This window comes from Micrococcales bacterium (assembly GCA_009784895.1).
Taxonomy (GTDB): Bacteria; Actinomycetota; Actinomycetes; order Actinomycetales; family WQXJ01; genus WQXJ01.
In genome coordinates this window covers 14,359-28,898 of record WQXJ01000032.1, presented here as the reverse complement: position 1 = coordinate 28,898, position 14,540 = coordinate 14,359, and the positions used below count along the sequence as shown (strand labels likewise).

The 14,540-nt window shown below is 61.0% G+C and carries 3 protein-coding genes; all 3 read left to right on the top strand.

What is annotated here, in order from left to right:
• Positions 1–12: 12 nt before the first annotated feature.
• On the top strand, positions 13–9,114 hold the full coding sequence (locus tag FWD29_06835) for an Ig-like domain-containing protein (GenBank protein ID MCL2803649.1): 9,102 nt from the start codon (positions 13–15) through the stop codon (positions 9,112–9,114).
• Between the two features lie 691 nt (positions 9,115–9,805).
• Positions 9,806–14,041, top strand: coding sequence for a hypothetical protein (locus tag FWD29_06830; GenBank protein ID MCL2803648.1), 4,236 nt, complete (start codon positions 9,806–9,808; stop codon positions 14,039–14,041).
• Between the two features lie 240 nt (positions 14,042–14,281).
• On the top strand, positions 14,282–14,533 hold the full coding sequence (locus tag FWD29_06825) for a type II toxin-antitoxin system RelE/ParE family toxin (GenBank protein MCL2803647.1): 252 nt from the start codon (positions 14,282–14,284) through the stop codon (positions 14,531–14,533).
• Positions 14,534–14,540: the final 7 nt, after the last annotated feature.

Below are 14,540 nucleotides of genomic sequence, written 5' to 3'. Positions count from 1 at the left end.
TTCACGTTCCATGTGAAGTCGACTAAGCCTGGGACGTATGAGGTTCCAGTGCAGGTGATGTTGGCTAGTGGTTCTTATGGGAATATTGAGCATCCGGCGGCTAAAGCCACACTCGTGTTCGTGTCCGATTATCCCGATCCGGATATGTCTTGGTTGGTTGAGCCTGGCACGTCGACGATGGTCGGCGTAGAGCAGGTGGTACAGGCACGTCTGCGCGATTCTGGTGGTTTCCCAGTTGCGGACGGCTCTGTGGTGACGTTCTCGATTCCGACGAATGTGACGGCCAAGGGTGTCGGCGGTGGTGCCGACACGGTTGGTGGTCCGGGTGTGGTTGTCACCAGGACAACAGTTGGTGGCACAGCCACCTTGACGGTTGTCTCGGATACGGCCGTGACGCAGTCGAACGCCTATGCCATAACGGCCACGACCGGTAACCCGGTTGGACCGATCACGGCGGTACGAGACGCTTCAGCTCCAACTGAAGCCACCACGCCGGTGCGGACCGATGGCAGGGCACTGCTTTGGTGGACACCGCGACCGGCTTCCGCCAACGATTCGTACTTGTCGATCACAACCACGGGCACCAAGAAGGTTGGTACTGAGTACCACACGGCTCAGGTGCTGGTGCAGGACGACAGCCCAGCGCACAACAAGATTGATGGGCAGAAAGTTCGCTTCACCTTTGATCCGGTGGGATCGTCTGACGTTGAGTGCGAGGCAACTACTGACACCTCTGGCATTGCTACCTGTGAGTTCACCTCGACCCTGGCTGGCACTGTCACAGTGCGGGCCTACCTGGTCCTGACCGGTGCGACCGAGGAGGTCGGGAACGGGTCACCCAGCTACGCTGACTTTGTCCCCAACGACCTCTGCGTCAACGAGACCCTGGCGTCACTAGAAACCGAAGCCGGTAACGCCAAGGTTGGCGACGAATCGCGCTGGGCTCGAGTCAAGGTTCAAGACTGCTACAAGAACCCAATTACGGGTGTCTCGGTCGACTTCCATTTGCTGTGGGCCCGGACTGGTTCGCCTGTGTCAACTGGCCCAACTTGGAATAGCCTCAGCTCTGGCAAGACCGACGAATCTGCCACCTCAGTGGCTGGTGGTTGGGCCACGGTTTACGCCTGGTCCTACTATGGCAACGTTGACATACCGGCTAACCAGTTCGCCGATCTAAGCGGTTATGGTGTCAAGGCCTCGATCACGGTCGGCACCACGCGGACCGAATCGACTGTGACTGAGAAGGTTTCCTTCACGGACAACCCGCCACATCCGGACACGTCCTGGTTCACAGTGACTCCGGCTGGGCCGCTTCTAGCCAATGGCACGGCCTCGTACACAATCACCGCGCACCTGCGTGATGTCGATGGCAACCCGGCCTATTACGGCTCTGCCTTGGTCGTTATCGACCCGTCAGGGCCGGTGTCCTCACCATGGTCACTGGTAGCCGACGAAACCGGCACCGCCACGGCTACTGTCACCTCGCTGTTTGACGGCACCTTCAGGACAACTGTTTCGGTGGCAGGTGACCCGATCTGGGCAAACGCGGTCAACTCCAACGTCAGGTTCAAGGACATAGTCTTTAGCGCCGGGCCGCCCAACGGTGTCAATTCGAGATTGGATTCGCCGACCGTTTCGGCTTTGGCCAACGGTGTTGATACCCAAGTTATTAGGGCCACGGTGCGGGACTCCTTCGGTGCCAGTGGAGCCGGCAACTTGATTCCTGGTGCCAAGGTCGCCTTCACGGTGCCAGCCAACACCACGGCTAAGGGCTGCGAAGAGGCCATCGATGTGACTGGTGGTGCCGGTGTGATCTGCACCATGACCACCGGTAGCACGGCCGGCACTGATAAGGGCATCGCCGAACTGACCTTGGTTTCGACGGTCAAGGGCACTTACACCCCGATCACTGCCGTTGCCACGGTGGGTACCAACAGCGCCGCCATCCAAACTAATTCACCGGCCACGGCTGTCTTCCACGAGGACAAAGAGGTCGATGAGACCATGTCCACCCTGGAACTGCTGACCCAGGGTGAGCAGAAGATAGCTGGAGACCAAAACCACACAGCCCGCGTCACCATAAGGGACGCCTTCGGCAACGTGATTGAACGGGATGACGGTCAGGTGCTGGTGACCTTGACCTGGACCCCGACCACCGGCTCGGGTACGGCTGGCACAAGGCAGGTTCTGACAGACCTTGGCGTCGCGGTGATTGACTTCACCGACGTCAGGGCCGGGATGTATTCGGTCCAGGCGACGGTAGCTTTGAAGACCAACCCGGTCAGCGGCTCGCCAAAGCAGGCCGAATTCATTGCCGGGCCAGCTGTCTCAGCTACTTTGACCGCCACAACCGGCAAGGTGCTGAACACTGGTCTCGCGGCCAATGCCCATCACGCCACTGTCTTGGTGGTTGACAAGAACAACAACCCGGTCAACGGGGTCACTAGTGTTCAGTTCGCGGTCAACGGTGATGCCACCTTCGTCGGTGGCGGCAAGACCCGGACCATGACCGTCTCGGGCGCCGGTCTGGCCGAGGTTGACGTTGTTGACACCCTCCAAGAGATAGTTACCCTGACGGCCGCGATTTCCGGCATCACGGTCAGCCCGTCTTCAGTTCAGCTGGAGTTTGGGCCCGATGGCGTCGACCACGCCACCCTGGCGGTTGCGGAAGGCACAGCCACTGGCCCAGGTGGCTGCGTCGTGGCCAATGGCACCGACACTTGGACCGCCAAGGTCACGGCCTACGACGCCAGTAACATCGGGGTCAATGGCGCCACCATTGGCCTGACAGTTGATAGTCCAGTGACGATGGCGCCATCTGCCCCATATGTCACATCAACTGGGACTGGGCCCGGCGAGGTCAATGTGACACTGCGTTCAACCACGACCGGTACCTACTACGTCCGCGCGACCACGGCACAGGGAGCCGCCACCGGCAGCCCGGCTGAGATTACCTTCTGCGAGGGGCCGGTTAGCCCGGCGAACTCCAGACTGGTCTCGCCGGCAACGGCCGCCACGGCCAACGGCACTGCCACTCAGGTCATCAACGCGATTCTGCGCGATGCCAACAACAACGCGGTACGTAACACCAACGTCACGTTCCAGGTCCCGACTGGTACCTGGGCCACTGGCTGCAACGGCGTCACCGGAAACGTCACTGGTCCAGGTGCCTGCATCATGAACAGTGGCACCACCGGTCAGGCCGATCTGACGCTGCGGTCAAGGGACGCCGCCATTTACGACGTCTATGCAGCAGTCGGTACCACCACGATCACCATTGGCAGCCCGGCTAAAGCCGAGTTCATCGCCGGATCTGTCGACTACGACAAGTCCAAGATCGAAGTACTTGAAGCCGGTCCAATGGTGGCCAACGGTGCGCAGCGCTACACCGTCAGGGTCAGCCTGTTCGACGCCGACCTCAACCCAGTCAAGGCTGCGGCCACCACTTCGGTTGCCTTCCAGTTCACCATGGCGGGTCAGCCCAACGTTCCAGATAGCGCTGTGGTCGATGCCAACGGCGTGGCCACCGTGTATTTCTCCACCGAAAAGGCTGGTACCTGGCAAGGTAGGGCCACTCATGCTGGCTTTGAGGTCAAGGATGGTTCGCCGGTTTCGATGCTGTTCACGCATGGACCGCTATCGCTACCGGATTCTGATTTCGAGACTTCGAGCGGCACGGCCCTGGCCGATGGCTCCGCCTCGCACTGGGCCAGGGTTGTCCTGAAGGACGCCAAGGGTAACCCGGTGCCTGGGGTCGACGTGACCCTGGCGGTTAGCCAAGGCGCGGCCAGCGTGCCTGGTCCGTGGTTTGGTACCACCAAGACCACCACCAGCGTGACGTTGACCAGCTGCCCGCTAGTGGCGGTGGCTTCGACGCCGGCTTGGTGCACTCAGGGTGGGGTTTACGTTCCGGGCATGGTCTGGGCGGATATCCGTTCCGATGAACCTGGCCTCTTCCAGGTGACAGCCACCACCGGTGGCGCCACCATCAAGGTGCCAGGCGACTCTCGCGGAATCTCGTTCGGGCCCGGGGCGCCGGATGAGACCAAGTCGAGTTGGACGGTCGATCCTGATCCCGCTGCCGCCTCCACCCATGTGGTGGCCGGTGGCAGCGACACCTACGCCATCAAGGTGACAATCGTGTCGACCTCGTCAATCCTGGTTGACAGGGCGCCGGTGCGGCTCGATCTGAACGGGCTACCAAGTCTGTCGATTGTCGAGCCTGGCCCTGACTATGTCACTGGTACGCCAGCCGGCGGGGACTGGGGTGAATTCACCTTCCACGTCAAGTCGACTGAACCTGGCACCTTCAACGTGCCAGTTCAGGTCCAGTCGCTTGGCACCTGGAAGACAATCACCGACCCAGCGGCCACGGCCAACCTGGTCTTCAAGACTCAGGCGCCCACGGTCAATAACACCTGGCTAGTTGATGTGCCTGGCGTGGTTTTGCCGGGCGCCACTCAGACGGTTACGGCCAAGGCGGTTGACCAGTACGGTCACGCAGTCGACAACGGCACAATCATTTTCCACGTGCCCACGACAACTTGCCCAACCGATGGGGCCGATGTCTTCGCCCTCAAGGGTGACCAAGAGGTCAGCATTGTCAATGGTGTGGCTTCACTCGACCTGGTCACTTTCTGCAGCGGCACCTACCAGGTGACGGCTGACATCAAGGGCGCCTCGCCCAGCCGGATCACCATGGTCAAGGCGGCTACCGCCACCACGGCGGGTGCGGCCAACGTCCGGGTTGACGGCATTGTCAACCTGGCTTGGAAGGCCGGGCGCGTCCACGAGGACCATTCGATCCTGACGATTCCAACGGCCGCTGGTGGAGCCACCAAGCTGGCCAATGGTACTGATCAGCACCGGGCTCAGGTCTTTACTGCGGATGAACTTGACAACCCAGTGTCTGACGAGCCGGTACGGTTCTTCTGGACGGCCACGGACAACCCAACGTTGCCGGCTACTGGCGTGGTCTGGAACCCGGTCAGCCCCGATGTCAACTCTGATGTCAACGGCATGTCCAACTACCTGTTCTCATCGGCTTCTTGCCAATATGTCTTCATTAAGGCTCAGGTGCAGGGAACTGCAGGCTGGACTGATGTGAGTGGATCACCGCAGCGCGCTCAGTTCATTGGCTGCACAGTGGACATTGATGGGACCATCGCCGGCTTCAAGACCAAGTCCACCGACACGTTGCCTAACGGTACGGCCAAGTCTTGGGCTCGGACCATTGTCGTTGACCCCAGTGGCCATGGTGTGCCTGGCATTAACGTCACCTTCACGGTGCCGGCTGGCGATTCACCGATGTTTGTGCCGCAGGGCGGCGGGGCCGCAGCCAAGACCATCACGGTCAAGAGCTGTGATCCCAGCGTTGATAGCGCCAGGGAGGCTTGCTACTGGCCCAATGGTTATGACGGCACGCGCAGTGCTAACGTGGTCCAAGGCTTGGCTTATGTTGAGCTGACCTCGCTGTTCGCCTCAGATCAGAACGTTGCCACCGACTTCACGGTCACGGCCACTATGGACCTGACTGCCCAAGGCCGGACGGCTACCGAGCCGGCTGGCAGCGGTGTGGTCCGGTTCCGGCCAGGAACGGTTGCGCCCGACAAGATGGACTTCACCTTGGTGGAGACCGCCGGGGCGGGCCACAAGGTCCTGGCCGATGGCTCCGATTCTTGGAAGCTGACGGTTACGCTGCGTGATTCCGGCGACATCCCGGTTTCCGGCGTATGCGTCGCGGCGTCCTTGCCGGCCAATGTCACGGTCAAGGGTTCACCATCCAACGGCAGCTGCGGGGCCGGATACTATCCGACCAACGCCGCCGGCCAGGTGGTGCTGGAGCTGGTCACCACAGTGTCCAGCCCAGATCCGGGTTATCAAATTGGCGCCATCTACGGCGGCAACCCAGTGCCAACTACGCAGGGCGGAACCACCTTTGTTCGTTACGCCAAGTTCGTTGGCCTGTGCATTGAACCGGATAATCCGAGCACCTATACCGCCACGCTGACCCCACCGGCCACCACGGCCAAGGTCGGCGGAGCGACACTGCCGGTGATTGCCACCATCAGGGATAAGAACGGCAACCCGCCGCAGTGCTTCGACCCAGTTACTGGCGCCGAAGTGCCAATCCCGGTCTGGTTCCGCTTGCTAACCGGCTTGAAGGCCACCGTTGGCGGTACCAACTACACCGGACCAGCCGATGTTTCGGTCGGCACCACCATTGGTGGTGGCGCGGGCGCCGGCTTGGCCACGATCAATGTCAGCTCGAATGTCGCTGCCACGCACAACGTGACGGCTTCCGTTGGCTCACCGGCCACGAATTGGATCACCAAGGGTGCTAACGGCACTGATTCGGCACCGCTTGCCTACCAGGCGCCGGTTACGTTCACCAGCGATGACCCCGATCCAAAGGCCTTCTCGAACCTGTCAATCCCAACTGGGCCTGGTGCGGTTCTAGTTTCTAGTTCTGGTGCGACCTACCACACGGCTAGGGTCTACATCGCTGACGCCTTCGACAACGGCTTGCCGGGCGAGGCAGTGCGCGTGACCTGGGCGCATGAGGATGGCAGCGGTTTGCAGTCGCAGCTTGCTAGCACTGGTACTGGCGGCATCTACAACCTCAACATCGCCTCGGCTAAGTCCGGTAGCTACGAGGTCAGGGCTTATGTCCAGCTACGTAGTGCTTGGACTGACACGGCCACGGGCATCACCCATCCGGCTGGTGCCTGGGTCGAGATTGGCGATTCGCCGCAGACCATCACTTTCAAGTCTGATTGCGTTGATGTCACCATGAGCAGCCTGACCGGCCCAACGGCCAGCGTTGAGGTGGGCAACGGCGTGGCCAACCGCCAGACAGTTGTGCTAAAGGCCCTGGATTCCCATGGCAACCCGGCCACTTGTGGCGGAACCGGCCCTGGTGGCGTCCCAGTGGTTTGGGACCTGAGTGATCCGGCGCTGGTGGCCGCAATGGCCGGCGCGTCTGATCCAAGGGCTTGGATCGTGTCGCAGGACAACACCACTGATGCCAACGGTGAGGCCAAGATTGTCTTTGGTTCAACCAAGGCGGACACCTTCAAGGTTGGGGCAGCGGCCAACAGCCAGGCTCTGGGCGCAGCCCAGGGTTCGCCGGCACCGTTCACCTTCACTGCCATTCCTGGTGGGGACAAAGATGCGTCGCTGCTGACAGTGACACCAAACGCCGGCAATTCGGATCCGGCCAAGGTAATCGCTAACGGCACTGATAGCTACGTGCTCAAGGTTCAGGTCAACGACCAGTACGGCAACCCGACCACTTCTGGCAACGTTGTCTTCTACGTCACCACCACCAACGCAGATGCCAGTGGTGCAGTTACAACCTTGACGGCGCCTAATACCGGCGGTGTGGCTCAAGCCACCTTCACTCGGACCACGCCTGGTACGTACTACGTCTGGGCCACCTTCGGGACGAGGCCGGCGGCCGAGGTGCCCGCCAACAAGATCACCGGGTCGCCGGCCACGGCCGTCTTCTCGGTTGGCGGTCCCAGTGACCAGACCTCACAGATTGCCCGCGACCGCGGCTTCATTGAGGCCAACCGGGCTGATCCAAGGGCCCGCGGCATTACTGACTCGGTCTTGGTCACCGTTACCCTGCGTGACGACAACGGCTCCATTGTTACCGGTGCCACCAGCCAGGTGCGCGTCTTTACTGACAATGCTTTGGCCGGTAACCCCGCCGGTGTTGTGGCTACCAATAATGGCAACGGCACTTACTCGGCGGTGATTGATTCGAGCTACGCCGGCGATGTCAAGCTCAGCTTCACCATTGACGGGCGTAATGCTCAAGACACCCTGACTGTCAAGTTCGTGCCTACCCCGCTAACGCCGGTGTACGCCAACGCCAGGGCCCAGGCCAATATGGTCAGCGGCACGGCCGAGCCGGGCCTGACAATCGAGGTCTATGACACCAATAGCCCCAACACTGGCAACCTGGTGTGCACCACTGTGGTCAACGCCAGTGGCAACTGGTCTTGCACCTTCAACAGCACCAAGAGCCACGGTGATCAGCTCTTCGCCTTCGCCGTCAACCGGGACCACATCGGTCACTCTGACGGCACGCCACAGGGCGATGCTGACCACACCTTCACCTCGATGCTGGCCAGCATTGTGGTCAAGGGTCAAGGGCCTAATGATCCGGAACTCGACCCGACCAATGGTTCGACCATCTCCGGTAAGGTGCCTGGCTACAATCCTGGGACCGACGGTCCCATGACAGTGGACGTCATCGACAAGGGAACAGGCGATGTCCTTTGCGCCGGTGTGACGGTGGATCCGCAGGGCAAGTTCAGTTGTACTCCGACCAAGATTCCGGACGACTCGACCGTCATCGAAGCCACCGTGAGGGATGATGCTGGTTACGAGGCCGTCGAAACGGTCATCGTGAACAAGATTCCACCAGCTGGCCCCAACCCAGAACCGTCTGATGGCACCTCCATCACCGGCAAGGGTGACAGGCCTGGTGACAAGATTGTGATCACGGACAAGGACGGCAACAAGCTTGGCGAGACCGAGGTTCTGCCGGATGGCACCTGGAAGATCGATCTGCCCAGCAAGCTGCCGGAAGGCACCATCATCACGATCACTGAAACCGACCCGGCTGGCAACACCTCGATCAAGCAGTGGCGCATCGGCATTCCAAAGATTGCCATCTTGGTGCCCACGGTTGAGGTTGGTCAGCGTCAGACCGTAACCGGTTTGAACTTCCAGCCGTTCGAGCGGATCCAGGCAACTCAGTATTCGGCGCCGTATCAAATCGGTATCTCGAATGCTGATGCCAACGGCAAGGTCGTCTTCAACTACATCATCCCGATTGGCACCACGATTGCGACTCACAAAGATGTCTTGCGTGGCAACCTCTCGGGCATTGTCGAAGGCTCCTTCCAGGTAGTTGACCGGCAAGGGCCACCTGACAACCCGCAGAATTATCCGGGCCCAGGAGGCAAGGGCAAGCTGCCGTTCACCGGTTCCAATGACCTGATTGGCCTGAGCGGTGCCGCCCTTGGCGCCCTGCTGACCGGTCTGCTGCTGCTGCTGGCACTCAAGCGCCGTCGCCGCGAGGAGGAAGACGCCGCCTAGTAATAACGCCTCAACTTCGAGGCCGACCAATGGCCAAGCTTCCAGGAAGCTAGCCGAGAGTCAGGCCCTCGAACTGAGACGATAACCATCAACCCGTGTGGGGTGCTGCGCCAGGCGCAGCACCCCACACGGCGTTTACCGCGTAACCCCCCCATCCGCAGCGAGACCGAGCTTCCGCACGCTGCCTCCCGTCCCCCCAAATGCAGCGAGACCGAGCTTCCGCACACTGCCTCCCGCCACCCCCCATCCAGACTCACCCCATCCCCCAACCCCCAATCAGCCCTTCTGCCGCGAGACCGAGCTTCCGCACACTGCCTCCCGCCACCCCCAATGCAGCGAGACCGAGCTTCCGCACACTGCCTCCCGTCCCCCCAAATGCAGCGAGACCGAGCTTCCGCACACTGCACTGTCAAACCTCGGTGTCGCTGCAAATGGGCAAATCAACGACCCCCAATGCAGCGAGACCGAGCTTTGGCACACCGGCGACTCGCCGGGTTGCGCTCAGGGCGCAATTGGCCGCACTGGGTGCATTCTTGCAGGTCAGAGGCGCGGAAAGGCGACCTGGCTGCCTGGTTGAGGGCCGGCATCGGGCAATGGGCCAGCCGAGCCATCTAGGGGGAATGATTAACGCAACGCCGCCCTTGTAATAAGTGGAGCCAGGACCCCCCCTGGGCTCAAGGAGGACGGGAATTTGAAACGCGTATCTAAGCGGCGGCTAGTAGCCCTGCTGGTGACCACGCTGGCAGCTAGCGGGCTTTTTGCTCTGCCCGCCCATGCGACCACTGGCCTAACATTGGGCGCCAACTCGACGTTCTATGCCGAAGTTGACTCTGGCGGCAACCAGGCTTGGGCCAACAAGTACCTAAACGGCAACCAGAACACCCAGGTCTGGAACGGCGGCAACAACCCCGGCTCGAAAAACGGCTTCATGTGGTACATGCCGGACGCACCGGCCTCAACCGGCACTTCAAGGAACTACGGCACCTACTACCTGGGCGGCACCACCGGCAACGACTTCACTGGGCTAGACCCGGGCGCGCCCGGCAAGGGCGGTTCGCCCGTTGGCACCCTAGGCAACGGCACAATTGCCGCCGCCAACCTCTTTGGTGTGGCTGGCGCGCAAATGACCTGGAACCTGTCCAGCACCAAGGGGCTGCAGTTTACCCACTTCATGGACATGAACGTGACCACCGGCGTGGCCAATCAACGTTGGTCGGTGACCAACACTGGTGCCACCACCTTGAGAGGCAACAAGCTCTTCTGGGGCGGGGACACCAACTTTGCCGGTTCACCCCAGGGCTACACCGACGTGTTGGTCGGCATGAACACGCTCTTTACCGGTAACACCACCAACGCCAACGCCGGTACGTTGGCCTTTACTGGATCGGCCATGACGCCTTGGTCCGGCTACTACGGCGGCACGCCGGCCGGCGGACTAGCGGCGGTCGCGGCCCACGCCCTGCCCAACACTGTCACTGGTCAAGCCGCTGGCAACGTTGACGCCTCGCTGTTTGTCGAGTGGTCTCTGCCGGACTTAGCACCGGGGCAAACCGCCAGTGTAGACGCCACTACCACCGTCAAGATGCCTGACCCGATGACGGTATTGGCCTCTAGCCCCAACACCGGGCGAGCCGGGGACATGGCGGCACACACCTTCGTTGTGGTCAACTCAGGCAACGCCCCTCTAGCGCAAATTGCGGCCACGCCCAGCGCCACCTTGGGGTGGGAAGTCATTATGGTCCAGCCACCGGCCACGGACCTGGCACCTGGGCAGTCAACCGAAATCACGGTACTGGTGCTAATCCCGCCTGGGGCCGCTGTTGGGAGCACCTCAACGGTAACTCTGGCGGTGACGGCGCTCAGCGGCCTAACCACACTGCCAAGATCAGCCTCGACCACCACAAAGGTGGTCGACGCCAACGACTGGATGGCTGATGTCTTTACCGGCAACGCTGGTATTTCAGGTTTGAACATGCCGGGCCAAGTCCTAACGGCCCAGTCGTCATGGTCAATGGAGCCGGACTCGTTGAGCTACAAGTGGTACCTCAACGGCACCGAGCTTTTGGGCCAGTCTGGCAAGACGCTGTCCGCCCTTGTGACCGACCCCTTTGTCAACGGTGACTTTGTCCGGGTCGAAGTCACCGGCACCAAAGCCGGCTTCCCTAACTTCGTTGCCACCGCCATGATCCCGATTGTCTCGCCACGGTTGATTGGCAGCGCCCAAATCTCAGGTTTGCTGTTTGTCGATGAGACCCTTCACGCCGAGATCTCCTGGAACTATGACGGCGTCAACACTTCCGGTATCTACTGGACAGTCAACGGCACGCGCAAATCCGCCTTCGATGGACAGCTGTACTTCTCCACGGCTGGACTCCAAGTTGGCGACGTGGTCTGGGTTCACGCTGACGGCACCAAATCCGGTTTCCAGGCTGCCGCGGCCGAGACCGGCGCGCGGCTTGGCGCGCGCAGCTTCCAGGGCTCGGTTGCCATTACCGGCCTGGCCATGCCCGGCAACACCCTAACGGCGGTAGCCAACTGGACGGCCGTGCCGGATTCGGTGGTCTACACCTGGACGGTCAACGACCAGGTGGTCCAAACCGGTCCTTCGAACACTTTCAATACCTCTGGCCGCAACCCTGGCGACGTTGTCAAGGTCCTGGCCACGGCCTCAAAGACGGGCAGCTTGGATGCCGCGGCCGAGACCCAAAGGACTCTATTCGACCCGCCGGTGGCGCCGGGCAGCCTGTATGGCTCGGCCACAATTGTTGGCCTGTATGAGGTGGGACAAGAGCTGACCGGTAGTGCGGAGTGGAACGAGACGCCCGATTCAGTTGAGTATTGCTGGTACATCGATGCCGCCGCTGAGCCAGAGTTGTGCGCCGAGACCTTTGACACCACCGGACTGTCTGACCAAACTGTGGTGCGCTTGGTCGCCAAAGCCACCAAGGCTGGTTATGTTGACGCCGAGGCGGAGACCAGTGCAGAGCTGTTCGCGCCCACACATGTGCTGGACGACCTGCACGGTTCGGTCTACATCTCCGGCAAGTTGATCCCGGGCCAAGTTTTGACCGCCGGGTCAAGCTGGGATGTTGAGCCCGATTCGCTGACCTACTACTGGTTCGTTGGCAGCTCCCCGACCGAATCCCACATTGGCCCGTATTTCGACACCACCGGCCTGCTTTCAACCGATTCGGTGCGCCTAGAAGCCCGCGCCACCAAGACCGACTACAACCCGGCCACGGTTTCTACAGTGGCCTACCTGGGCGACCCGCCGCCGCCGCCGCTGGCGGATATTGGCGGCTCGCTGTCGATCACTGGCGACCTGCGGCCTGGCCACGTGCTCCTAGCGGAAGACTTCTGGGCCCTGGACCCGATCATCGATGATCTGGTGGTGAGCTATCAGTGGTACGTCGATGGCGTGCCTGTCGACCAGGCGACCACTGACAGTTTTGACACGACCGGTTTGCATGGTGGTCAAGAGGTCTCAGTCGAGGTCACCGGGGCCGTCCCTGGCTACAACAACACTGTGCTGAGTGCGGCTGTCAACCTGAGTTTCCTTGACCTAGACGGTTCGGTCGAGATCATTGGCACGTTCTTGGCCGGCTACACATTGGTGGCGCTTGATTCCTGGTATGAGACGCCCGATTCAGTCACCTATGAGTGGTACGTCAACGGCGCGCTGCGCGATGACGTTACCGGCGCCTCGTTTGACACCACCGGTCTGATTGGTGGCGACGTCATCAAGGTCGTGGCCCGCGCCACGCTTGAGGACTACAACGACGGTCTGGCGACTGACGAAATCACCCTGCAGCTGTTTGACCTGAGCGGATACGTCTACTTCGACGGACTATTGCTGCCTGGCACCACGCTGACGGCCATCACCTCCTGGAACACTATCGACGTGGATGAGGTCTACACCTGGTACGTCAACGGTGTGCAAGCCAAGCAGGCCAGCGCGGCCAACGGCGGCGCTACCTTCGACACCACCGGGCTGTGGGGCGGCGACGAAATTGAGGTTGTCGTCGAGGGTACAAAGACGGGCTACAGCAACGGCATCATCGATGTCACAACTGAGCTGCTGCTGATCCACTTGGACGGCGCGGCCCACCTTGTGGTTGACAGTACATCGCCAATCCAGGTGTTCGAGCCTGGAGTGATTCTGCGTTGCGATGTCGAGTGGAATGAAACGCCCGACTCCCAGACCGTTACCTGGTTCCGCAGCGGTTCCGTTGTGACCGGAGCCACCGGCTGGACTCTAGACACCACCGGCTGGTCGTCTGGACAGATCGCCGAGTGCGATGTTTACGCCACCAAGTTTGGTTTGGTGCCTGGCAGTGTCTCGGCTCAGCAGGTAATCGCCTACCTGCCGACCTTCACCGGTTCGGTTTCGATTGGCGGCGGCACCACCGTTGGGTCGACCCTGACGGCCACACCTAGCTGGAGCGAGACACCGAACTCAGTGACCTACCAGTGGTACGTCGATGGCACAGCCGTTCCCAGCGCCACCAGCGCCACTTTTTCCACATCCGGTTACCTGCCTAGTCAGGTGGTCAGGGTCGAGGTCACGGCCAGGGTGCTGGGATTCCAAGACCTGACGGTGTCTGATTCGATCACATTGACCACCAACGACCCAGGCTCGATCCAGATCACGCTGAAGGCCTGGAAGGATGTGCCGGCAGGCTCCGATTCAAGCGCCGCGGACATTGAGCAATACGGCACCCAGGTACCGCTGGGTTCGGTGTTGGCTTCCGGTACCAAGATCTGGTGGACCTACCATGTGGTCAACCCTTCAATGGTTACCATTACGTCCATCATCGTGACCGATTCAATGCTCAACAATTCGATTGTGCCCGGCGACTACATCTGCTCGATCGGCTCGTTGGCCCCCAGCGCCGGCTCTAAGTGCTTCTCCAGCGCCACGCTCTAGTCACTCCCGCAACGGGCTACCCCGCCCCAATGCCGCGAGGTCGAGCCCTGGCATAAGCCTGGGGCGAGGGCCGGCATCGGCCGAAGGCGCCAAGCCCTTGGACTGACCAGCCCTCAGCACCCGCGAGGTCGAGCCCTGGCATAACAACCCCGCAGCGACACCGAGCCTGTTGCTTGCATCGCGTAACGTGACGCGATACACTCAAGCGTGATCGTTGGTTTTCGCCACAAGGGCTTGGAGGTGTTGTACACCACAGGGTCAAAAAGAGGCGTTCGCGCGGACCACGTGGCCAAGTTGACTCGCATCCTGACGGCGCTTGACGTTGCTGCCGGTCCAGAGGATTTGTCGCTTCCAGCCTTTCGGATACACCAACTGAAAGGTGACCGGCTTGGCGATCATTGGTCTATTTGGGTCAATGGCAACTGGCGAATCACATTCCGGTTCACAACATCAAATGATGTGGAACTGGTGGACTACCAGGACTACCACTAGGAGAGGC